This window comes from Rhodopirellula sp. MGV (assembly GCF_002251265.1).
In the GTDB taxonomy this organism is placed as follows: Bacteria; Planctomycetota; Planctomycetia; order Pirellulales; family Pirellulaceae; genus Stieleria; species Stieleria baltica_A.
Genome location: NZ_NPDI01000005.1, coordinates 140,322 through 163,608, shown reverse-complemented (window position 1 = coordinate 163,608; position 23,287 = coordinate 140,322). Strand labels below are relative to the sequence as shown.

Here is a 23,287-nt window from a genome sequence, read left to right as displayed (position 1 = left end):
CCTCCGCCAAATAATGAACCAGCCGAGATCCAGGCCAAGAATTCATTGACCGATGCGCCTGCCGACGACGCCCGCCGCGGGTTCGAATTGCCTCAAGTCTTGCAAGCACGTAGCGGCCGGATGACACGCGAGCTACTGCTCCATCCAGGCCAGCATGGCTTGGGAATGACACCAGACGCGATGAAGGCAGACTCCACGACCACGGCGACCTGTGGCTACTGTGCCACCGGATGTGGACTCCGGTTGCATGTTCGCGATGGCGAAGCCGTCGGACTGACCCCGGAAACCAGTTATCCCGTCAACCTTGGCATGGCCTGTCCCAAAGGATGGGAAGCGTTAGAGGTTTTGAATTCAGAAAAGCGAGCCCATTACCCGTTACTGCGGCAAGCAGACGGAACACAACAACGCGTGTCGTGGGACACCGCATTAACCACTTTCACCGAAAGATTTAAATCGATTCAAGCGAAGCACGGCAACGCTGCAGTCGCTTTTGTTAGCACCGGCCAAATCGTCAGTGAAGAGATGGCGTTCCTCGGTGCGTTGGCGAAGTTCGGCATGGGAGTGCAACATGGTGACGGGAACACCCGCCAGTGCATGGCCACCGCAGTCAGCGCTTACAAAGAGTCCTTCGGATTTGACGCACCGCCGTACACTTACGACGACTTCGAACAAAGTGACTGCCTGGTGTTTGTCGGCGCTAATCCATGCATCGGCCACCCGATCATGTGGGAACGTGTGCTGCGCAATCAAAAGTCCCCCGAGATCATCGTACTTGATCCACGTCGGACTGAGACGGCGATGGCATCGACGCAGCACTTGCAGCTGAATCCGAAAAGTGATTTGGCATTGCTTTACGCGATCACACAACACTTGATCGCGGCCAACCTGATTGATTACGACTTCGTCAATGCACACACCGAGGGCTTCGAAGAGCTTGCCGCACATGTGTCCGCGTTCACGCCCGAAGCGGTTTCACAACAGTGCGGTATCCCGGTGCTTGATATTCGTCGTGCGGCCGAATCCATCGGTCGTGCGTCCGCCGCATCACTTTGGTGGACGATGGGTGTCAACCAAAGTTACGAAGGCACACGAGTTGCCCAGGCGATTATCAACATCGCATTGATCACCGGGAACTTTGGACGCCCTGGAACTGGGGCGAACAGCATCACTGGCCAATGCAACGCGATGGGTTCGCGTCTGTGGAGTAACACGACGAACCTGCTCGGCCATTTCAAGTTTGAATCCGCTGACGATCGTCAGCACGTCGCCGAAACGCTTGGCATCGATGTCGACCGCATTCCAAACGAGGGCAGTTGGGCCTATGACGAAATTGTCGAAGGCATCCGCAACGGCGAAATCAAAGGCCTATGGGTGATCGCGACCAATCCCGCACACTCGTGGATCAACCGCGGCGATTTCCGTGAACTGCTGGGCAAGTTGGACTTCTTGGTGGTACAAGACATGTACGACCAAACCGATACAGCCAAGCATGCCGACTTGGTTCTGCCGGCCGCCGGCTGGGGCGAAAAGGTCGGCACGTTCATCAATAGCGAACGTCGCTATGGGTTGGTCAAAAAGGTGCGACGGGCGCCTGGCGAAGCACTCGCCGATTTCCAAATCTTCCGAGCGATCGCTGCCTACTGGGGCGTCGGTGACGTGTTCGCCGAATGGACCGACCCCGAAGCGGTTTTCCGCATCATGCAACGTTTGAGTCGCAATCGACCCAACGATATCTCCGGCATTGATGGTTACCAACAGCTTGACGCATCCGGCGGGATTCAATGGCCCTTTTCGGAAGCTGAGTCACAACAAGAGGACGCGCCGGTTCAACAACGGCGGCTGTTTTCCGATGGCCGGTTCTATCACGAGAACGGCAAGGCAAGACTGATCGTCGATCAAATCACGCCGATGCCTGAACCGCCGGACGTCGATTACCCGCACCTGCTTCTGACCGGACGCGGCACCGTCAGCCAGTGGCACACGCAGACACGCACCGAGAACAGCAAAGTCCTGCGAAAGCTGTATCCGCAGCAACCGTATGCCGAGATCCATCCTCGTGACGCCGCAAAGCTTGACGTCATCAATGGGGATCGGATTCGCGTCCGTTCACGCCGTGGTGAAGTCGAGGTGACCGCAATGGTAACTCCGACGGTACGCAGCGGCCATGTCTTTATCCCGATGCATTATCGCATCGTCAACGAATTAACACTCTCTCACTTTGATCCCCATTCCCACCAGCCAAGTTACAAAGACTGCGCGGTGTGTTTGGAGAAAGTCTAAGTCGGTTCAAATGGTAGGTTCGAACAAGCGATGAGTAACGACAAAGGTTTCACCGAAGAACAAAAGCAGTTTCTGTCCGGATTCGCATTCGGTACTGACGTCGCTCGCGCCGTCAGCGGTTTACCAGTTCTTAGCAATAGCGCCGGTGGTGGCGTCAACGGCGAATCGATCACGATTGGGGCGAAGGCCGAGGATGTCTTGCCAGTTGGCCCCGAAAAGATCGCCTTGATCGCGCAGCGTGAGACCAAGGAATCGGGGAAACAACTCTGCAAAGAAGAGCTCGCCAAGCTTGAGAAGAACCCGCTGGATATGTGGGACGAAATGCAAGCCCGCAGTGACAAGGGTGAGTTCCCCAAAGGCACCGACGTCTTTTTGCAAAAATTCCACGGCCTATTTTATGTCGCACCGGCACAAAACAGCTTCATGTGTCGCATGCGGATTCCCGGCGGGCTATTGCACGCTTGGCAATTGACCGGGCTTGCGGATTTGTCAGACCGATCGGCTGGCGGTTACATCGACGTCACCACACGAGCCAATTTGCAGTATCGCGAGATACCCGCTGACCAAGCGATGAATATCTTGTACGGGCTGCGTGAATTGGAGATTGTGAACCTGGGGGCCGGCGGCGATAACATCCGCAATTGCACGGCCAGTCCGCTCAGTGGGATCGACACCATCGAGTTGATCGAAACGATTCCGCTTGCCAAGCGGATGCACCACTACATCTTAAATTCTCGCGAGATGTACGGCTTGCCACGCAAGTTCAACATTGCGTTTGACGGCGGCGGAACGATCAGTTCGCTGGACGACACCAATGACATCGGATTCCACGCGGTCAGTGTGTCTGCCGAGAACGCTAGTGCTGAGTTTCCGGAGGGCGTGTACTTTCAACTGACGCTTGGCGGGATCACGGGGCACAAGGATTTCGCGCGTCCGACCGGCGTGCTGCTGCGTCCCGACCAGTGCTTGGCGGTTGCTGGCGCGATCGTCCGCGTGTTCGTCAAACATGGTGACAGAACCGATCGCAAGAAAGCTCGTTTGAAATACGTCCTCGACGATTGGGGCTTTGACAAGTTTATCGCAGCTGTCGAAGAGCAACTCGGCTATACGTTGCCACGTCTCGATGAAAGCAAGCTTACCAAGTCGTTGGTCGAGAATCGCATGGCTCACATTGGGTTCCATCCGCAAGCCCAAACTGGCAAGCAATACGTTGGCGTCGTTTTGCCTGTCGGTCGGATCACCAGCGACCAAGCACGATCGCTAGCCGACATTGCGACCAAGTATGGCAACGGCGAAATACGTTTAACCGTCTGGCAGAATCTGTTGATTCCCAATATCGACGATGCGAACGTCGAAGCGGTGCAACAAGCGTTGCTTGAGATTGGCTTGGACTATCGCGCTAGCCAATTTCGTGCGGGACTGGTCGCCTGTACTGGAAGCGGCGGATGCAAATTCGCGGCGGCAGAAACCAAAACGCACGCGATGATTTTGGCCGATCACCTGCAGGCCCAATTTGACTTGGATTTGCCAATCAACATCCATTTGACCGGATGCCATCACAGCTGCGCTCAACACTACATCGGCGATATCGGACTGATCGGATGTAAAGTCGAAAAGGGCGATGATATGGTCGACGGGTACCACGTTCATTTAGGTGGTGGTTGGGGAGAACGACAAGGCATCGCACGACTCATTTTTGAATCGGTCGCATTCGAAGAAATGCCGAATTTGATTTCGGCAGTGATCCAGGGTTACATCGAACAACGCAATGACGGCGAGACGTTCGTCGATTTCACCGCTCGAAAAACAGATGACGAATTGAAGTCGCTCGCGGCCATGAGTCCCGTTTAAACCGGACGCCTGACTCATTCGCTTCCTGACACCAAGAACGCTTCCTCAACAACGTTAACAACCGAACCATGTCCACGAGCTTCATTCCCGAATCCGCACCTTTCAACGAAGAACAACGCGCTTGGCTGAACGGCTTTTTCGCCGGGATGATCGGGATCAATCCGAACGGCAATACGCAAGCGATGTTGGGGGCTGCCGGCGTGTCCATCGATTCGCTGGCCGGTGGCACGGCGGTCGAAGCAGAACCGGAAGAAGAAGATTTCCCTTGGCATGACGCGGCGCTGCCGATCGTCGATCGAATGGAAATGGCCGAAGGACGGCCGTTGGAACGGCGACTGATGGCCGCGATGGCGCAGCTCGACTGTGGATCCTGCGGCTACCTCTGCCAAACGTACAGTGAAGCGATCGCGTCGGGTGAAGAAACCAACCTGACACTTTGCAGCCCTGGCGGCAAAGAGACGTCCAAGATGATTAAGAAAGTCCTCAAAGATGGCGGCGACAATGGTGCGGCAAAGCCAGCGGCGAGTAACGGTACTCCTAGCAACGGCGTCAGCACGAACGGGTTCTCAAGAAAGAATCCTTACCGTGCAACCTTGATCGAATCACGTGCGTTGAATCTCGAAGGCTCTGCCAAGGACACCCGCCATGTCGCGATCGACTTGGGAAGCTCGGGTGTTTCGTATGAAGTCGGTGACGCGTTGGGCGTCTATGCAACCAACTGTGACGATTTGGTCAATCAAATCATCCACTCGATCGGTGCAAAAGCGAGCATGATGGTCGTCGCATCCGACGGCACTCCGAAAACCCTCGCCACCACGCTCGCCGAAGATTTTTGCTTGAAAGACCCGAGCGACGAATTGCTTGAAATGATCCTCGGTCGCATCGACGATTCACAAACCAAGGCGACGCTCGCACGGATGTTGGAAGAAGGCGTCCCGGAAGGATTTGATGTGTTGGACGTGCTGGAACTCGCACAAGGGACACCAATCAGCGCGACCGAATTCCTCGAAATGCTCGCACCGCTCAATCCCCGTTTGTATTCAATCGCGAGCAGTCAAAAACATGTCGGCAATCAAGTCCACCTGACAGTCGGCAAGGTGTTCTATGAACGCGAGGGACGTATCCGCAAAGGTGTCGCCAGCACGATGTTGGCCGATCGCTTGCAGTCAGGCCAGAACCTGCGTGTCTTCGTCCAACCAAATCACGGCGGATTCACCGTTCCCTCCGATCCGTCGACGCCAATGATCATGATTGGGCCTGGAACAGGCATCGCACCTTTCATGGCGTTCTTGCAAGAACGTGAGGCCACCAAGGCCCATGGAAAAAACTGGTTGTTCTTTGGTGACCAGCACGAATCGACCGACTTTTTGTACGAAGCGGAATTAAAGCGTTATCAAGAGACGGGACTGCTGACCCGTTTGGATACCGCGTTCAGCCGCGATGGTGAGCAAAAGGTCTACGTGCAAGATCGGATGCGTGAACACGGCGAAATGCTGTGGCAATGGCTCAACGAAAACGCACACATCTATGTTTGCGGTGACGCTAGCCGAATGGCAGTCGATGTCGATCGAGCCCTGAAACAAGTGATCGCGCAATACGGCAAGATGGATGACGCTGCGGCAGATCAGTTTGTCAAACAGATGTCGCAAGACAACCGCTACGTTCGCGACGTCTATTGATCGATCTTGGAGCGCCGCTCTCCCTGCGAATTGTCCCCGCGAATTGAATCGTTTGCCTGATTGGGTCAGAATGCTACTGGAGTCAGGTAAACCAATTCACACGACAGCAGGTTCGAGCCCGCGATCGTCGAGCCAATGACGACCGTGGGCAATGAAACGATGGGTCAGCAGATCAAACTTATCGACCGCTTCCGCCGGCTGCATCGCAGCTTGCGTTTGAGCGTGACCGATCGCTGCAATCTGCGCTGCTCGTATTGCATGCCGGCGGAGGGGGCGATCTTTGTTCCCCGACCGACCTTGCTGACTTTCGAAGAAATCACCCGCGTCGTCAGGCTGTTATCGAATCGATGTGGGATCACCGATGTTCGTTTGACGGGCGGTGAGCCTTTGGTTCGTCGCGAATTGCCGAAGCTGGTCGCGATGCTCGCCGACCTGGGCACGCTCACGGATTTGTCGCTTACGAGCAACGCGATGCTGCTGGAACCGATGGCCGCGGAGCTTCGTCAGGCGGGCTTGCGACGAATCAATATCAGTATCGACACGCTCGACGAAGCGACGTTTCGGCGATTAACCCGTCGCGACGGCCTCGATAAAGTTTTGCGTGGAATCGATGCGGCGATCAATGCCGGATTCGAAAACATCAAACTGAACGCCACCGCGATCCGGGGCATCACCGAATCGGAAGTGATCGACCTAGTGCAATTCGCGATTGAGAAAGGCGTGCAGATTCGTTTTATCGAATTCATGCCTCTCGATGCCGATCGGAACTGGACCAACGATGGGGTGCTAACCGGCGATGACATCCGGCAGCGAATCGAATCACACTTCGGGGCGCTGATACCCCACCGCACGTCAACATCTCAGCCAGCCACGGATTACCTGATCGACGGCAAGTTGGCCTTCGGGCTGATCGAATCAGTGACCAAGCCGTTTTGTAATGCGTGCGATCGAATCCGCATGACGGCAGACGGATCGATTCGCAATTGCCTGTTCTCGCAGCAAGAGTATCCGCTCCGTGATTTGCTTCGCGATGGGGCGAGTGACGATGCGATTGTGCGGCAGTTTATTGCGGCGGTAAATGCGAAGGAATCGGGGCACGGGATTGGCGAAACGAACTTTGCACCACCCGATCGGCCGATGTATTCCATTGGTGGTTAATCGACCAGTACGCCATGATGAACGGGTGGTCGGTAGGATGTCTGCTTGATCGTGGTTCACATCCCCCTTGAGCCACTGTTAGGGAGTCGGCGGAGCGAGTAGATTAGCCGCCATGAACGATCTCTTTCAATTAAACGACGACGTCGCCGCAGTCATCGGCGGTACGGGTGAATTGGGCGGCCTTATGGCCGAATCTCTCGGTGCCTACGGGGCTAAGATTGCCGTCCTGGGCCGAAATGCCGAACGTGGCGAAGCCCGCGCGAAAAAAATCATTGACGCCGGTGGCCAGGCAAAGTTTTTTGCCGCCGACGGATTGAAGGCTGAATCGCTGGATGACGCACGAAAAGCGATCGCCGATTGGGCTGGTGCCCCGACGTCCGTGTTGGTTAACGCGGCCGGTGGCAACCGCCCCGATGCAACCATTCCTCCTGGCGGCGACGTTTGCAAACTGCCGCTGGACGCATGGCGTGATGTGTTCGACTTGAATTTGGTCGGTGGTGCTCTGTTGCCTTGCCAAATTTTTGCACCCGATATGATCGAAGCGGGTGTTGGCAGCATCATCAATATCGCTTCGATGAGCGGGATGATCCCACTCTCGCGTGTCGTCGCTTACTCGGCGGCCAAAGCGGCGGTCATCAACCTGACTCTGTGGCTTTCGCGCGAATGGGCGACCACGGGTGTTCGTGTTAACGCGATTAGCCCCGGTTTTTTCCCCGCGGAACAAAACCGCAAGCTTCTATTTAACGACGACGGTAGCTACACCGAGCGTGGCGGCCAAATCATCGGGCACACACCGATGGGGCGGTTTGGCAACGCGGAAGAGCTCGCCGGCGCGACCGTTTGGTTGGCCAGCCGGAAAGCTTCGTCGTTCGTCACCGGACAAAACATTGCCGTCGACGGCGGATTCGCATCGGTCACGATCTGACCACGAGCCCCTGTCGATCGCATCCTCTCCTTTTTATTTGCACCTCTTGATAATTCAGTCGAATTCCAATGATCGAATTACGTTCCGATGCCAAGTATTCGTTGATCATCCCGACCAGCATGGGCATTCGTTTGACCCCGGTCGACCATCAACCGTTTCACTGCAGCGACACTTTCAAGATGCAGGCCACCAGCGCCGAGTCGAACGTCGGTAGCGTGTCCTCGTTTTTGGGACTGCCTGTCAAAATCTTGACCGCGTTCGTCGAAGCCAGCCCCGTCGCGCGATTCATCAAAGACGACCTCGCCCGCCGTCACATGGATTTTGAAGGCCCCGAGTTTGTCCAAGACAACCCTTGGGGCGTCCGCCACCAAATCAACATGGCCGACAGCGGCTGGGGATCGCGCGGACCTCGCGTACAGAATGACCGCGCCGGCGAAGTTGGCCGCAAGCTGAACGTGAAAGACTTCGACCTCGATCGCATCTTTGGCGACGAAGGTGCCAAGATCGTCCACATGAGCGGATTGATTGCCGCATTGTCGGAAGAGACCAGCCAGTTCTGCTTAGAAATCGCACGTGCCGCCAAAAAGCACAACGCACGGATTTCCTTCGACCTCAACCACCGTGCATCGTTCTGGGTCGGACGCGAAGACGAACTGTCCGCAGCGTTCAAAGAGATCGCTAGCCTGTCAGACATCCTGATCGGTAACGAAGAAGACTTCCAATTGTGCTTGGACATCGAAGGCCCCGAAGCGGGTGGCAAAGACATCGGTGCCAAGATCGATGGCTTCAAAGAAATGATCGGTCGGGTCAAAAAGGAATACTCCGGCGCGACCCTGTTCGCGACCACCCTGCGTGAAGTCGAAACCGCCAACCACCACCACTGGGGCGCGATCGTTTCACACGGCAGTGAATTCGTCGTTGTCGAACCTCGCTCCATCGGCGTTTACGACCGGATCGGCGGTGGCGACGGATTCGTCGGCGGCTTGCTGTACGGCGTTCTGAAAGGCTGGGACGCTGAAAAAGCAACCCAGTTCGGTTGGGCGACCGGCGCTCTAGCAGCCACGATGTGGACCGACTACGGCCAACCGGCTGACGAAGACCAAGTCTGGAGCATCTGGAAAGGGAACGCCCGCGTTCAGCGTTAATAGAACACTGCGTCCAGCGTTAGTTAAGACGCTTGCGGCAGAACAGCTCATTGGAAAACGCTCGCCAATTTGATTGGCGAGCGTTTTTCATTTCGATCGGATCGAGTGTTGCCGTTCTCAGTGTGCATGCTCATCGTGCGCGACTTCCGCGAAGTCACCAGAATACGGCGTCCCTTCAACGACACCACTCATCGTTCCCGCGTACTCTTGGACCACGCCGAGTTTTTCGTGTTTGCCAATGAAGCGAGACGCCTTGCCCTCAGGGTCGCCCTCTTGTGGCGAGGCATCGAGAGTAACCTGCATCGCTGGATCGCTGATACTCAGTTCAATTGACTCGGCATCGATTGATGCGGGAGTCTTTTCATCTGATCCCAGCACAAAAACGGTGGCTTGTTGCTGATCATGATCAACGGTGAATTCAACATGGAACTTACCACCGCCCCAGTCTGCGATCGTACCGTCGTGCGGGCCAACTCCGTGCCCTTTTTCCTCGTCCCCTTGTTCCTCGTAATCGTGAACATGATGTCCATCGCCATGTTTGTGTGCAGCTCTTGGAGTCTTTTTAGGACGCGGCTTCTTGGCTGGTTGACATCCGACGGCAAGTACACAGGCGGAAAGCAGTAGGTTGAGAGCAAAAAATTTCAACGTTCTAGTCCTCTTAACGAGTCAGCATCTTCAGTTTCGGCCAAGCGTTTCGCATCTTGACCACTCAATTTCCAAAACAGTCCTGGATGAATCAGGAATTCACAAAACGTGGAAGTTACAAGGCCGCCAAGGATGACCGTCGCGACCGGGTACAGTATTTCTCTGCCGGGTTCCTGACCGCCGACGACAAGAGGAATCAATCCGATCCCGGCGGTTAGTGCTGTCATCAAAACGGGCGCCAATCGTTCAAGGCTGCCGCGAATAATCATTGCTTGCGAAAACGGTTCGCGTTCTTCTCGCATCAGGTGAAAATAGTGAGTGACGAGCAGAATCCCATTTCGGACTGCAATTCCGCCAAGCGATACGAACCCGACCAAACTGGCGACAGTTAGGTCTTGCCCTGTCACCACCAAAGCCAACACACCACCAATAAATGCTGTTGGCAAGGCATTGAGTATCTGCAGGACAATTCGGATAGAGGGGAACAAGATCATCAAGATGCCAAACATGCCGAGAACCGCGACCCCGGCGAGTGCAATAATCATGCGTGTCGCATTTTGCTGGCTTTCGAATTGTCCCGCATATTCGACGTAGTAGCCGACGGGCAATTGGACTTGGGTCTCGACTCGTGATTGAATTTCTTGCACGGCACTCGCCAAGTCCCGACCTTGTGTATTGCAACGAATTACAATCCGACGTCGGGCGTTTTCGCGATTGACGGAGTTTGGCCCAGTCCCTTCAGAGAGTGTTGCGACGTCTCGGAGTTCGATCTGCCCTCGCTCGGAATCCCCAGAGGCGTGCGGCAGATCGATTCTCAACCTGCCAAGGTTGGCGTAGTCGGTGCGATACGCCTCTTCCATCCGGATCAGCAAATCAAATCGCCGCTGACCGACCAGAACTTCCGAAACGATTTCGCCTTGCAATGCCGTTTGCAAAACGTCCGCAACATACTGCCGGGTCAACCCATAGAGCGCGAGATCGTCGCCGCGAAGCTCGATGTGAAGTTCCGGTGTCATCCGGACCGGTTCAACGATTGGCGGAGTAATCCCGTCAACGTCGCCGATCGATGCTTCGACTCGATTGGCCAATGCGATCAACGTATCCAAATCATCCCCGTTAATCTTGATCGCAATTTGTGCGTAGACGCCGGATACCATGTGGCTGATCAAGTGGGCGAGTGGTTGTTCGACCTCAACGTCCACGCCGGGAGCTTCTGATTTGATCCGTCCGAGCAATTCGGCAAGCAAGGAATCTCTGTCCTGTTCTGATTCCGGATTCATACTCAAAATGTATTCACCGAAATTGACAGGCGCAGCATGTTCATCCATCTCCGCTCGACCTGTCCGACGAACGAAACTGAGTATTTCGCCACTCGGGTTTTCAGGCGATTTTTGCATCGACTTAAAAACGTCATCGATCGATTCGGAAACCAAGTTCGAGGCTTGAAGCGAGGAACCAGGCGGCAGAGTCACGTTAACTTGGACGCTGCCTTCATCGAATGGCGGTAAAAAGTTCCTGCCCAACGTCGACAGTTGAAAAATCGCGATTCCCACGCCGAACCAAGTCAATGTCAGCAACGTGTTGGGGAATGTCATGCTGAAACGGATCAATGGCGTGGCAAGTGATTTCAGGAAACGCAACAACGTTCCATCGTTTCCGTGTCGTGCCGCTGGCGCATTGGGCAACAGATACAGCGACAGGACAGGTGTAACCGTCAGTGAAATTGCAAAGGACGCGAGGATGGAAACGATGTAGGCAAACCCAAGCGGTGCAAACAACCGGCCTTCGATCCCCGAAAGGGCGAACAGCGGAAGAAACACCAAAATAACGACGCCCGTTCCAAACAAGATCGAACTGCGGATTTCCCGACTCGCCTCGTAGACCACTTGGATCGCCGGGAGCGGCTGTTCTCGGGAATGATTCTCCTTTAACCGGCGGAAGATATTTTCGACATCGACAATTGCGTCATCAACGAGTTCACCCATCGCAACCGCGATTCCACCCAACGTCATCACGTTGATGGTCAGTTCGCTGTTTGTCAGCCAACCGATCACGCGGAATACCAGTGTCGTCATGACCAATGACAACGGAATTGCGGTCAGCGTAATAAACGTCGTCCGGAAATTCAGCAAGAACACGAACAACACAACAATGACCAACGTCGCTCCGATGACCAACGCTTCGGCCACATTGAAAATGCCCCGATCGATGAAGTTCTTCAAGCGAAAGAGTTCCGAGTTCACAATGATGTCGGCTGGCAAAGTCGACTCGACCTCTCGGAATGCCTGTGCGACATCATCGGTCAATTTGCGTGTGTCGACGTGTGGTTGCTTGACGACCGTGAAGACGATGCCGCCTTCACCATTCACACTGCCATCGCCGCGTTTAAGCTCGGGACCTTCTTGAACACTGGCAACTTGCTCCAAAAGGACCGTGCGTTTGGGACGCTTCGCGATCGCGATCTTTTTCAAGTCACGAAGAATGTCACCGGTTTCACTTCCGAGTCGACCGAGTACACGAATCGGACGCTCCGTTTCCCCCGTGATTGCGAATCCGCCGCTGGTATTGATGTTGCTCTCACGCAATGATCGCTGGACGTCTTGCACCGTGACGTCGTATTCGAGCAACGCCGTCGGGTCGAGCAATATTTGATACTGCTTCCGATCACCGCCAAGCATAAACACTTCTGCGACGCCGGTGACCTTCAGCAATCTCGGTCGAATGACCCAATCCGCGATTGTCCGCAAGTCCATCTGTTGCTCAGAACGACTTAGAAAACTCGTCTGGTAAGTCTCTCCGGCTAATTCGACGATTGCTGTTCCGACCGGACCTTCGCTTTCGGATGAAGCGGGTTGCGAAACCCACTCTAACGCTTGATACTCGACCGGCGTCCAGGTCGCGAAGTCATGCCGATCGACAGCAGACCACACCTTCACCGTCGGCGTTTTTTCATCGAAGTAAAGTTCTGCAACTAGTCCGCTTGTACCGACAGGAGAAAGCACGCCTCCGCTGGGTCCCGCTTGTCGATAGATTCCCGCTACAACGATCTGTCCCATGATCGATGAAGGAGGTGTCATCTGGGGACGAATGCCCGCCGGCAAAACTCCGGCGAGTGTGTTGAGTCGCTCACTGACCGTTTGGCGAGCCGCGCGGATCTGAGTGTTCCAATCAAACTCGATAAAGATCACATTCAAACCGGCTGTGGTTTGACTGCGCACGGCCTGAACACCATTGGCACCCATCAACGCAATTTCGATCGGTTGCGTTACCAACGTTTCGACCTCTTCGGTCGCCAACCCCGGTGCTTCGGTGATGACCACCACTCGTGGGCGATCGAGATCGGGGAACACGTCGATTGGCAATTGGGTCGCAAGGTACGTGCCATAGACCAGCGTCACCAAACTGGTAATCACCACCAGCATTCGATAATGCAGCGACCACTTAATGATTTTGTCTAACATCAGCAGCGTCTCGGTCAGTGGGCGGCGTGAGCCGTACCATCGGGATGAACATGTAATCCGGGTTGCTCACCACTGGCGGATTGTGATTTCAGTACTCGGTTCAGCGACGCGGCCGCATTTTGAGCGTAGTAGGCTGACGGGGTAATGCTGCCGTCGTTCGCGATCACCGCGTAGCGTCGGTCTCGGTGCAATATGCGCACAGACGTACGATTGAAGAGGTCCCCGTTTTGTCGAAACACAAACGATTCCGGACCTTCGCTGACGACCCCGGCAATGGGGAATACAAAAACGTTTTCAAGCTTCTCGACGGGGACATGCAATCGAGCCCGTTGCCCCGGTTGATATCGCCAAACGAAAAACGTTTCGTCGTCACGCTGATAGCTTCTAACTTGGTTCGTCAAAGGGATAAAACAATCGAACGTTCGACTCTCGAAATCAATAGAATTCGAGAGGTGCCGAATCGTGAACGCCTGATCGATGTCAGGCCAATGGTCGGTGGAGTCATCGGCAAATTCAATTTCAACCGGACGCCCTTGCTGCGCGACATTCTCCAGGTAGCCCGCTTCACGCTTGAAGGCATGTCCAACGACATATAGCGAACGGTGATTGGAAAGGTTGGCAAGCACCTGCCCCGCTTGGACAGTCTGTCCCAATTCGACCAACAGTTGCTGAGCCTCGAAAGCCATGTCTGATTCTGTCCCATCAGCCTCTGCGGCGGACTGGTTTGGTGTGCCGCCTAGTAATCGCACAGTTGGCGTGACGATTTCGATGGTTGATACAAACGCCCCTGATTCAATCATGCCGATCTGATCAGGACTCAAGCCGCGTGTAAGCAACTCTTGCCGAGCTGCTTCTGATTGGATTTTTTGCCGCTTGATTTCGTTTCGAAGTTCGATCAATCGACTCCCCGAAACACCTCCCGAATCCGCCAAGCCTGAGACCCGCTCTAATTCTGCTTGAACAAGCGAAATTTCCTGCACCGCTTGGAACAACCGTGTCTGCGTCGCCTGCAAATACTCGCTGAACAATTGCAACGTGACGAGCGGTTCGCCGGGTCGCACTGTGTCACCTGGGTAAACGTGAATTTTCGAAACGACGCCAACTGCTGGCGATGTGACACCACGATCTGAGACCCCCGGACGATCTTGCACGACACCTGGGATTGTTACGTTCCGCCAATATTCGGTCGGCTTCATTGGCTTAGAAACCAATCCAAGATTCTGGCGAGCTTGAGTCGATAGCTCTAAGACCTGTGATTCCTCCTCCGAAACCTTCGATGTTTTTTCGACGTCGTTACTCTCGGCATCACTTGGAATGAGTTGATGTCGGAACACCCAGAGCAGTCCAAGACAGGCGATCACGATGCCTGGACCAGCCAACCATCGGAAGCGATTGTGTGAATGCATACGGTCACTCTTCAGTTTGCCAGAAGTCAACGTCGACTTCGGTATCTGATCAAACGAAATGTGGAGACGCGCGACCGAAACGACGGACGCGAACCGGGACAAAGAGACGCCAGACGACTAGAGAGCGAGCGAGTTTGAAAGCTCGCGCAAGAGGTTAAAGCCGTAGCGATGAGTGGAGAAGAAACAGCGTGCGCGCACCGGTGACGCGCATCGACAATTCCGATCGAGAACCAGAGGAATTTCGCTCAGGAAAGCTGTCGTCCTCTGCCACCGCTCGGTCACACAGCGGCAACGTTTCGATCAATTGCGGACACAGCAGACCGTTTTCTGTCGAGGCGGGGAAATACGCGATCTCGGCAGAATGATCGACTGAGACGAGTGAATCCCGATCCGCCGCACCATGTTGCTTCGCATGGGTCGTACTCGATTTTTCATGATGGGAATGCGTTACAGCATTGTGCCCTTCATGATTGCGATGAGCCCCATGATCGTGACCATGGAAATGAACATGCGGTCGCTCAGACTGCTTTCCGTCACCAAAGTGATCGTGATGAGAATGCGCGAGCGCATTTCCCACGATCAAAAATGGCAGCAGTGCGATGACGACTAGGCGGTTCAAAACTCAGGTTCCTTGTGGATGGCGTTTCCGGAGTATAGGAGATCGCTACAGAATCGTCCAAGAGAAAAACGGCGTTTGCACGTCCGTTGACGATCGTCGATCAACCGACAAAATCGATTCACTCAAGCGGCCGAGTCTGTCCGCGATATTGACCGATTGCGCCGAACCACTTGGGATTGAACGAACCTTGAGCGTAGAGTTTCAGCCGACGGCGGACTTCTTCGGCAGCTTCACGATTCGCCTGTGACCCAATTTTGGACGCATGATGCTGTGTCGCCGAAACGCTGTGGCAGCGATATCGCACGACCACGTCGTTGGTCACGGCAAATGCGAATCTTGCATAGTGGGCACGCAGTTGCAGGTCGGTGTCGATACCGGTTCGGTTGCGATTTCGCTCCCCAAAATCGGCGTAGCCGCCGAGAGCGATAAATGCATCGCGTCGGACCACCAAGGTCGGGTTTTCAACAAAATACCCACGTGTGTTTTTACATGCATATCTTGAACGGCGGACCGGGATATTGTTTTCTCCGTCCAGCGTTAGCCGCCGATGGCAGATATCGGAGGCAATGACCGAGTCCCCAAACAATTCTGTCGCGCCGGCGAAGAGGTCCGCCTTGCTTTGCTGCATCAGAGAAACAGAGTGAGCAATGCGATGGGGCAAACTGATATCGTCTGCGTCCTGAACTGCGATAAATGGCGAGCTAGCGAATTCAATGATATTGTTGAAGGTCGCGAACGGACCAAGATTTGTCAGGTTGGAATACAATCGCACCTTCGTTGACTCACGATAGCGTTCAAAGAGTGCCGCAACGGAATGTCGACTGGCATCGTCGATCACGTGAATTGTCAAGTCTGCGTCTGCCTGGGCGAGAACACTCTCAATCGCCTCGATGGCAAAATCTGTCCCATCACGAAACGGCACAACAACATCGCACTGCACTCGATCACGGACCAATCGCACACTTGCCCGTCGAAGGGCCTGCGTGGGCTCACTGGATATCCCACCGGAACGGACAAATGCAGGCTCAACCGATCCATGTTCGATCCTTGTCATGGTGTGGTCGGCAAAGTGAATCGGGCGTGCTTCCATAAGTGCACGTCGACAAATTTCCGAAATACAATCTTCACCGCAAGCTTGATCGAAATGACCAAGGTCGGCGATCGACGCCAGGCGAACCGCCATCGCTGAAACAGCGGTCTCAAGCGTCTCCTTCTGTGCCCCAAGACAATGATCCGATTCAGTGCGTGCAAACACCAATTCGGCCCCCGTCGTATTAAGGGCATGTAATGTTTGTTTCAGCCCCTTGGGCAGGAACACGCTTGATGCGTCTAGAAATGTGATCGTCTGAGACTGGGCAGCCGCCACAATACGGTTGAGCACCTGCGGCAACGTCTCTTCGTCGCACCAATAGCACTTCAAATTTGGACGCCGGAAGAGCGTTCCCGCTTGTTGCCCCAGATCAACTCGTTGGCCTGCCTCCGATGGCAAGACAACGTGCAATGTGACATGCGTCTGGGGTTCAACGAGTACCGAATTGATCGCTCGACGCAGTGGCATCACCTGATCGACGAATCTGGCATCGATAATCACGTCGCAGGCGAAAGCGGTCGACACCGTGGCTTCGACGCCATCTTTCGTGATGGTCGCTTCTGCCCAAGCACGCAAAAAGTCCGGAATGGCAGACGATTGCACCGAGTCATCGATCGGCACCGCGTCGTCAACCGACTGGCAAGCCTCCAAGATGATCGAAGGCATGACCGGGTTAACCGATAGCGGACTTAGCGGCGCACCTTCGGCGCAAACGTCACACGCGCTACGATGGACGAGACAGAGTTCAGGAGACGCGCCAGTTAAACGCGCGGCGAAGTGACATTCAGCCACTTCCCCCTCTTTCGAAAGACGGATGCCCTTGCGAAAAGGGCAACCAAGATCATCCATCAACTTCAGTTGGTCGCAGGTTCGACGCAAGGAGTCGCGCGAAGCTGACCGATGAACCGGCCGGGCAACGACGGAGGCTCGCCCGCAACGCCATTGTTTTTACTTTGAAGCGTTCGCAATTCCCATTGCGTGCCGCTCCATTGCCAGATTGCTCGCCCGGAAATAGTGGCTCGGGTAGAACTCGATCCGGCATCGACCGTTTCCTGCTGATTCCACATCGAAGACCTCAATACTTGCTGCGAATTCTTAGATGACGTTTGGACACTTCGCCTCACGGGTGGTTCCGTTGTAGCGTACGCGATGCCCAAGTGCAAGCAATGGGGGGACGACGATCTTTTTGTGGGGGGCAAATCTAGCGGAAAGCCGACATTAGCTAGCGGACATCCGACATTGGGACATCGCGGTACAGCATCAGCATGCTTGACACTTTATTGATTCGGTCTTCCGCTTCGGGGCTGAGCGATTCTTTGATGGCGTACTGAGAAACGAGCATTCGTGTGTTGCCGTCCGATTCGATCGTCAAATGCATCGTCTGCGGCAGTTGGCCATGTGCTGCCAATTCGTTGCCCAGCGACATACGAGCGAACGGAGGTGCGCCACGGTGCCGTGCCAGGTTTAATCGGGCCACAGCGTTGGTGAACTGTGCGAAACGAGCAGCCTGACTGGGCGACGGCGCGGCGACCGACTTGACGTTGTAGTGGTAGTCGCCAAAAGTCAGCTCGGTCGACTGGTCATCGTTTCGCAGCGGTTGGGCGTTGATACCGAGTTGATCTTCCAGTTGGTTTTTCTTGGCGTACACCCGCAGCTGAGCGACTGACTCGTTGACCTTCTTCATCGGCATCGAACTTTGCAGATTTTTCTGTCGCGATAACACGGTCATTTGAGAAGTGGCCCAATCGACGACGGTGATGTCCATCGGTTGAACAAGCGAAAAGTCATACGCGCGCTGGTCTTTGAACAGAATCAAGTGCCGATCGACCGGAACCGGTTTGCCGTCAACGATCTCGGAGATCTCGATGGTAACCTGGAACGCGTCGTCTGATTTCGTAGCCCCCTCGGGGAGCGACTCGAGGTGAGCTTCAACAGCAGTTGCCTGCGGATTCGCCAGACAAACGGTCATTATGGCAAAGACGGCGGAGATCCAAAGGCTCGTCGATTGGGCTGGTTTGCGATCCATGCTTTCCGAGTCGCGGGTGGGAAGGACAACTAGACCTAGACTTCGATGTGCCAGCAAGCGTAGAAAAGGACGCCTACGGCGGTCCAGACCAATCCCTGCGAACCGGTCTGGGCAGCCAAAACCTTCATGTTTGACCATGATACAACGTCGGCACCGGAGCCGAATTTGTCTCCGTCTACGTCCTTTCCTCAGCCCTGCTTCCGTCCATGCAACGAACGCTCTTTCTGATTCCTCATGAATTGGGGCCGTTGCCAGTATTCGGACTGGGCTGGGCACTGGTGGTCTTGGCGGTCCTGTTTTGCATTCGCTTGGGTTGGGCCGCGACGCAATACGCGAAGTACACACGCGCAGCCGGCGGTAGCGGCGCCTCAACAGAGGGGCCACCCAGCGTCCAAACTGTTTTGATGGCGGAGGCTCCGTTTTGGGGAGCCGTCGCCGCGATCGCGGTCTTCATTTTGCCGCGAGTCGAAATTTTGAATGCCGTCGGCGAACCGGTTGGCCTGCCGATCCGCGGATACGGGTTCTTTCTAGTGATCGCCTTGATCGCTTCGATTTCGCTGGCATCGGTACGTGTCCGGCGGGCTGGCTTGAACCCGGATTTGGTCTATTCGCTCGCGCCATGGGTGTTCATTGGCGGGATCGCTGGCGCACGGATATTTTTCGTGATCCAGTATCGTGAAACCTTTATCGGCAAAACCACTGGCGAAACCATCCGCAACATGCTCGCCTTTACCGAAGGCGGCTTAGTGGTTTACGGCGCGTTCATCGGCGGATTCCTGGCGTTCCTGGCATTCAATTATCGACATCGATTGCCGTTGCTGAAGTTCGGAGATGCGATCGTCCCCTGTTTGTTTTTAGGGCTGTTCTTCGGGCGAATGGGATGCCTGATGAACGGTTGCTGCTACGGCGGACGCTGTGAGCCGGACTGGGCATCGATCCGTTTTCCGCCGCTGAACAAGGTTTATCAAGAACAACTTAAAAGCGGTGAATTGCTGGGAATGCAGATCGATCCCGAGACCGGTCGAATCGGCGAAGTGATCGAAGGCAGCCCTGCCGATGACTTGGGAATTAAAGCCGGCGACCGATATGAATACGGCCAATTCAATTATCCGACAACGGCGGCAGCCCCAACCGACATTCCTGAAGAAGAAATCGTGCCCGGCTGGATCATGAATGTCGAGGGAACAACTTACGAGCTGACACCTGCCGAATTGCCTGCCCAATCGCTACCTGTTCGAGCTGCCCAATTGGTCAGCAGTGCCACCGGGATCACGCTGTGTTTGCTGCTGTGCCTGTTGTCGAGATTCATCACCAAGCCTGGCGTGCTGATGATGATTGGATTTGCGTCTTACGCGATCGCACGATTCATTTTGGAGATTGTGCGTTCGGATGAGCTTGGCCAGTTCAACACCGCTCTGACGATTTCACAGTGGGTCAGTGTATATGTGCTGACGCTCTCGATCGGCGGATTGGTTTATCTCTACAAGTTTGCCGATCAGTCAAACAGCGTTCGGGCAACTGCCGAGTAGCGGCTTAGGACGATGGCTCGTCTTCGCTAGGCGCTGTCTCGAGCTCGATCACCGGTTCACCCCAAGCGGCGAAGAACGCTTCGCCGCAATCGGGGCAGTCTACGTCGGTGCCCAGCTTTTGATCGTCGATGACTTGGGCAAAGCCTTTGCATTCGACACGGACTTTGCCCGGCTTGTCAGACATCGCACGCAAGTGTGCTTGTTTGATTCCGGCGACTTCGATGTCGTCACCTTGAAGCGTTGTCAATAACTCGCGTGTGATCTCATCGATTGTCGCAAGTCGGTTGGCCAAACGGCGGACACTGCGTTCAAAACTGTTTCGCGCGGTACGCCCGTTCCCAAAGTGACGGTCACGCTGAGCGTGCAAGTACGTAAAGCCTCGCAGCAGCCGTCGACGTGCTTCGGTCGGCAATTGATACTTTGCTTTCGAGGCTAGCAGTTCAAAAATGCGGCACAGTGACTCGGAATCATAGTCGGCGAAGTGCATCGTCGTGCCCACGCGACTGCTCAGTCCCGGATTACTGCGGATCATCGCGTTCATCTCGTTGGGATAGCCAGCCAAGATCACGACCAATCGGTCGCGTTGATCTTCCATCCGTTTCAGCAGCGTTTGAATCGCCTCGCGTCCGTATTGATCTTGCCCACTTTCATCGATCAGCGTGTAGGCTTCGTCGATAAACAGAACCCCATCGAGAGCCTCGTCAATTTTGGCGTTGGTTTTGGGACCGGTTTGGCCGGCGAACTCGGCGACGAGGCCACTGCGATCGGTTTCGACGAGGTGGCCTTTTTCCAGGATCCCAAGCGCGCCATAGATTTCGGCAATGATTCGAGCGACCGTTGTTTTGCCGGTTCCCGGGTTGCCGACAAATGCCATGTGCAGGCTGGGCCGTGATGTGGGCAGGTCCAGCTCTCGACGTTTTTGTTCCATTGCCAAGAAATTGGTCAACGTTTCGATCTGATCCTTGATGTTGTCCAGTCCGATCAGTCGATCAAGTTTGGCGTTTGCATCGGCAAGCCGCTGTTCGGGTGTCCGATCATCGTCCGCTGCGGTTTCCGGTTGCTGCGTCTTAGTCGTGGGTGAAGCTTGTTGCGGTTGTGGATGCGACGGTGTTGGTGTCGGTTTCTCTGCATTTGCGGGACCAACTTCGCCGCGCAGCCTCGATGCCTCTTGTCGCAACCAATGAATCGCTTCGCGTGCGTTGTCGGTATCGGTTGGTTTGGTCAGCTTTTCAGGCCCACCGGCATGCGAAGATTCGAATTGACGTTTCATCGCTTCGATCGCCTGGTTGTCGGCAAGGCTGACGTGCCCATCGATGCCCGTCAACAGATTGGCCATTCGCATCGCCAACGTTTCGAGTTCGCCCCAGTGATTACGCAGATCCGGCAATTCGGCGAAAGGCCGGACCAGCTCAGACCACTGCAGATCTTTGGCGGCATTGATCAACCAATCGACCGCATCATGAAGCTGGTGACCAAGGACGGACTTGCCCCACAGGTGTTCCAGCAGGACACGTCCCATCTGTCGTTGTTCCAGATTTTTGGCATCGGCATCGGGGACCACTGCCGCGAACACCTTCATCAAAAAGCCGTGGTGCAGATCATTCATCTGCTCGGCGAACGAGCTGGCTTCGGCATTGTCGTCGCCAAGCCAACCGTATGATCCACGGATCAGATTGCCCGCGTCCAAAAACAGTGCTTGAGTCTGCTGAAGGGCTTCGCGATAGAGTCGAAGAGACTCAATGATTTGGTCGTCCGAAGGTCGTGACATCGTGCTGCGTTCCATTTGCCGAAGGGTTCAGCACCGATTCTATGAAAGACGGCGCGGCCTGGCTAATCCCTGACGGTGTCGATCCTCGATTGCGGCATCCGGTCAGGCGATCGCGGCTTTCCATTCGTCTGACAACTGCGGCAAATTCATCAGTTCGATGACCGCTGCCCGATCGACCTCGCGACCGAACAGAATGTTGTTGGCACGGCGGACGGACCAGTTCGGATTGGGGCGTTCAAGCAATTCGATCGAATCACCGGCGGTCAGCGAGCCTTCTTGTGTGACTCGGATATACCAGCCGGTGCGTCCCGTCTGGGCGACGGCTTTGGTCATCGTCTTGTCTTGCCATCGACGCGAAATTTTCCAGCACGGTTGGCGTGGTTGGCTGATTTCGAACTGGCAATCGTTGACTTGCCAGCGATCGCCGATGCAGACGTCACCTTCGGCCCAGCTTGCCAAGGTCAAGTTTTCGCCAAAGCCACCGCCGGCGAAACTGAGGTGAGGGTATTCGGTTTGCCATGCGGGATAATGCGCTCCCGCATAGCACAGAATCGCCTTGTCCACCCCGCCGTGGTGTTTGTGATCAGCGACATGGTCACCGGTGATTCCCAATGTCGTTACGGCCGCAGCACCAGCGATCGCCGTTTTATTGAACGCGCTGGTCCAGTGGCGTTTCGCAACGTCGTTGGTGTCCGGATCGCCTTCGGTAACAACCGTTCCGACTTGAATCGATTCAATCGTGCTCATCGACCAGCTTGCATGAGAGATGACGGGGGTGACGTTGCAATTCTAGCTGAGCCGTCAATATCGAACGACCACACGCGACGTCGCGGCAACATGCCATCACCGGAAAGATATCACCAGCAGAAATGTCACCACAGAGACCGAGAAGCAACGCAGAGGGATCTCGGATGCTGAACTCTGCGGTTCTCAGCGTCCTCTGCGGTCAACTCACTATTTGACCCGGCTGGCAAAATCCAGGCCACCTCAGATTGCCGATGCGGTGCGAGCGACTTTGTTCGTTACAAAGTCAAGAGAGTTGCTACAGAAATGTTAACCGCAGAGGACGCAGGGTAACGCAGAGGAATTTTGTAGGATGGAAAGCTCGGTAGTTAAATTGCGTTCCCTTTAAGTCATCATGGGAGTCCGGTTATGGAACTCAACGAATTAACTGGTCAGATCATCGACTCGGCAATCAAGGTACATTCTTCGCTGGGGCCTGGACTTCTCGAATCCGCCTACGAAGCTTGCCTTGCATACGAGCTCCGAGATCGTGGGTGGGTGTCGTTCAGCAGCTTGGATTGCCGGTGGTTTACCGTGATGTGAAGCTGGATGTTGGCTATCGTCTCGATCTGCTGGTTGAAAACAAAGTCATCGTCGAACTGAAGTCAGTGGAGAAAATGATTTCGCTTTACGATGCTCAACTGTTGTCATATCTCAAACTTTCCAATCTCAGCGTCGGGCTCCTCCTGAATTTCAACGTTCCTCGAATGAAAGAAGGGATCAAGCGTCTCGTCAACCAGTTTCCTGGGTAGCGTGTAGCGGCTACGGACAAGGATCTCACAATCACTTGTGATGCAGAAATAGCGTTAGCCGATAGATTGACCGCAGAAGGTACTTGGATTCTGCACTCTGCGGTTCTCAGCGTCCTCTGCGGTAAAAAAATTCCGATCGCTGGCCCGCAACGTCAGGTCGGCAGAACCGA

General features: G+C 54.9%; 15 protein-coding genes and 1 pseudogene. 9 read left to right on the top strand and 7 right to left on the bottom strand.

The genetic code is table 11. From position 1 onward, the window contains the following. The first annotated feature begins 120 nt into the window (after positions 1 to 120). The 6 genes from CGZ80_RS03080 (at position 121) to CGZ80_RS03055 (ending at position 9,038) form a co-directional block, all read left to right on the top strand. Positions 121 to 2,280, top strand: coding sequence for a molybdopterin oxidoreductase family protein (locus tag CGZ80_RS03080; protein WP_233148204.1), 2,160 nt, complete (start codon positions 121 to 123; stop codon positions 2,278 to 2,280). A 30-nt stretch (positions 2,281 to 2,310) separates the two neighbouring features. Further along, complete coding sequence (locus CGZ80_RS03075) at positions 2,311 to 4,131, top strand: NirA family protein (protein ID WP_094411284.1); 1,821 nt, start codon at positions 2,311 to 2,313, stop codon at positions 4,129 to 4,131. 68 nt (positions 4,132 to 4,199) lie between these two features. Then, positions 4,200 to 5,810, top strand: a complete 1,611-nt coding sequence (locus CGZ80_RS03070) for a sulfite reductase subunit alpha (RefSeq protein WP_094411283.1) — start codon at positions 4,200 to 4,202, stop codon at positions 5,808 to 5,810. Between the two features lie 159 nt (positions 5,811 to 5,969). Then, positions 5,970 to 6,968 (top strand): GTP 3',8-cyclase MoaA, encoded by a 999-nt coding sequence (gene moaA, locus CGZ80_RS03065; RefSeq protein WP_094411377.1) that lies wholly within the window; start codon positions 5,970 to 5,972, stop codon positions 6,966 to 6,968. 112 nt (positions 6,969 to 7,080) lie between these two features. Then, the gene (locus CGZ80_RS03060; protein WP_094411282.1) at positions 7,081 to 7,893 is read left to right on the top strand and encodes an SDR family oxidoreductase; all 813 of its coding nucleotides are present in this window, start codon (positions 7,081 to 7,083) and stop codon (positions 7,891 to 7,893) included. 68 nt (positions 7,894 to 7,961) lie between these two features. Further along, positions 7,962 to 9,038, top strand: coding sequence for a sugar kinase (locus CGZ80_RS03055; RefSeq protein ID WP_094411281.1), 1,077 nt, complete (start codon positions 7,962 to 7,964; stop codon positions 9,036 to 9,038). 117 nt (positions 9,039 to 9,155) lie between these two features. On the opposite strand, the gene CGZ80_RS03050 is transcribed toward CGZ80_RS03055, so the two are convergent. The 3 genes from CGZ80_RS03050 to CGZ80_RS03040 are packed head-to-tail and all read right to left on the bottom strand — an operon-like array spanning position 9,156 to position 14,550. Beyond that, the gene (locus tag CGZ80_RS03050; RefSeq protein WP_094411280.1) at positions 9,156 to 9,683 is read right to left on the bottom strand and encodes a hypothetical protein; all 528 of its coding nucleotides are present in this window, start codon (positions 9,681 to 9,683) and stop codon (positions 9,156 to 9,158) included. After that, complete coding sequence (locus CGZ80_RS03045; protein WP_094411279.1) at positions 9,680 to 13,144, bottom strand: efflux RND transporter permease subunit; 3,465 nt, start codon at positions 13,142 to 13,144, stop codon at positions 9,680 to 9,682. The genes CGZ80_RS03050 and CGZ80_RS03045 overlap by 4 nt, the downstream gene beginning before the upstream one ends. A gap of 14 nt (positions 13,145 to 13,158) precedes the next feature. Beyond that, positions 13,159 to 14,550, bottom strand: a complete 1,392-nt coding sequence (locus tag CGZ80_RS03040; RefSeq protein WP_094411375.1) for an efflux RND transporter periplasmic adaptor subunit — start codon at positions 14,548 to 14,550, stop codon at positions 13,159 to 13,161. A 433-nt stretch (positions 14,551 to 14,983) separates the two neighbouring features. Between CGZ80_RS03040 and CGZ80_RS27820 the strand changes: the two genes are divergently transcribed. Then, on the top strand, positions 14,984 to 15,160 hold the full coding sequence (locus CGZ80_RS27820; RefSeq protein ID WP_233148194.1) for a hypothetical protein: 177 nt from the start codon (positions 14,984 to 14,986) through the stop codon (positions 15,158 to 15,160). A 127-nt stretch (positions 15,161 to 15,287) separates the two neighbouring features. On the opposite strand, the gene CGZ80_RS03030 is transcribed toward CGZ80_RS27820, so the two are convergent. Then, a complete protein-coding gene (locus CGZ80_RS03030) occupies positions 15,288 to 16,925 on the bottom strand; it encodes a glycosyltransferase family 2 protein (protein ID WP_158222524.1) in 1,638 nt (545 codons plus the stop codon). A 556-nt stretch (positions 16,926 to 17,481) separates the two neighbouring features. Continuing rightward, positions 17,482 to 18,285: a hypothetical protein gene (locus tag CGZ80_RS03020; protein ID WP_094411275.1), complete on the bottom strand. Its 804-nt coding sequence runs from the start codon at positions 18,283 to 18,285 to the stop codon at positions 17,482 to 17,484. A 206-nt stretch (positions 18,286 to 18,491) separates the two neighbouring features. On the opposite strand from CGZ80_RS03020, the gene CGZ80_RS03015 reads away from it, so the two are divergent. Continuing rightward, positions 18,492 to 19,814 (top strand): prolipoprotein diacylglyceryl transferase, encoded by a 1,323-nt coding sequence (locus CGZ80_RS03015; RefSeq protein WP_094411274.1) that lies wholly within the window; start codon positions 18,492 to 18,494, stop codon positions 19,812 to 19,814. Between the two features lie 4 nt (positions 19,815 to 19,818). Here CGZ80_RS03015 and CGZ80_RS03010 read toward each other — a convergent pair whose 3' ends face one another. Both CGZ80_RS03010 and CGZ80_RS03005 read right to left on the bottom strand, forming a co-directional pair. Next, entirely contained in the window at positions 19,819 to 21,582 is a 1,764-nt protein-coding gene (locus CGZ80_RS03010) for an AAA family ATPase (RefSeq protein ID WP_094411373.1), read from the bottom strand. Between the two features lie 102 nt (positions 21,583 to 21,684). After that, positions 21,685 to 22,329, bottom strand: coding sequence for an MOSC domain-containing protein (locus CGZ80_RS03005; protein ID WP_094411273.1), 645 nt, complete (start codon positions 22,327 to 22,329; stop codon positions 21,685 to 21,687). Between the two features lie 405 nt (positions 22,330 to 22,734). Here CGZ80_RS03005 and CGZ80_RS03000 point away from each other — a divergent pair. Continuing rightward, a pseudogene (locus tag CGZ80_RS03000) lies at positions 22,735 to 23,117 on the top strand (GxxExxY protein). The last annotated feature ends 170 nt before the right edge of the window (positions 23,118 to 23,287 follow it).

What these genes read in the sequence shown, in the direction of transcription:
- CGZ80_RS03060 (WP_094411282.1), top strand. Translation starts at nt 7,081, where the DNA reads ATGAACGATCTCTTTCAATTAAACGACGACGTCGCCGCAGTCATCGGC.
- CGZ80_RS27820 (WP_233148194.1), top strand. Translation starts at nt 14,984, where the DNA reads ATGATGGGAATGCGTTACAGCATTGTGCCCTTCATGATTGCGATGAGC.
- CGZ80_RS03015 (WP_094411274.1), top strand. Translation starts at nt 18,492, where the DNA reads ATGCAACGAACGCTCTTTCTGATTCCTCATGAATTGGGGCCGTTGCCA.
- CGZ80_RS03030 (WP_158222524.1), bottom strand. Translation starts at nt 16,925, where the DNA reads ATGCCTTCGATCATCTTGGAGGCTTGCCAGTCGGTTGACGACGCGGTG.
- CGZ80_RS03045 (WP_094411279.1), bottom strand. Translation starts at nt 13,144, where the DNA reads ATGTTAGACAAAATCATTAAGTGGTCGCTGCATTATCGAATGCTGGTG.
- CGZ80_RS03010 (WP_094411373.1), bottom strand. Translation starts at nt 21,582, where the DNA reads ATGTCACGACCTTCGGACGACCAAATCATTGAGTCTCTTCGACTCTAT.
- CGZ80_RS03080 (WP_233148204.1), top strand. Translation starts at nt 121, where the DNA reads ATGACACGCGAGCTACTGCTCCATCCAGGCCAGCATGGCTTGGGAATG.
- CGZ80_RS03075 (WP_094411284.1), top strand. Translation starts at nt 2,311, where the DNA reads ATGAGTAACGACAAAGGTTTCACCGAAGAACAAAAGCAGTTTCTGTCC.
- CGZ80_RS03055 (WP_094411281.1), top strand. Translation starts at nt 7,962, where the DNA reads ATGATCGAATTACGTTCCGATGCCAAGTATTCGTTGATCATCCCGACC.
- CGZ80_RS03040 (WP_094411375.1), bottom strand. Translation starts at nt 14,550, where the DNA reads ATGCATTCACACAATCGCTTCCGATGGTTGGCTGGTCCAGGCATCGTG.
- CGZ80_RS03020 (WP_094411275.1), bottom strand. Translation starts at nt 18,285, where the DNA reads ATGGATCGCAAACCAGCCCAATCGACGAGCCTTTGGATCTCCGCCGTC.
- CGZ80_RS03005 (WP_094411273.1), bottom strand. Translation starts at nt 22,329, where the DNA reads ATGAGCACGATTGAATCGATTCAAGTCGGAACGGTTGTTACCGAAGGC.
- moaA (WP_094411377.1), top strand. Translation starts at nt 5,970, where the DNA reads ATGGGTCAGCAGATCAAACTTATCGACCGCTTCCGCCGGCTGCATCGC.
- CGZ80_RS03070 (WP_094411283.1), top strand. Translation starts at nt 4,200, where the DNA reads ATGTCCACGAGCTTCATTCCCGAATCCGCACCTTTCAACGAAGAACAA.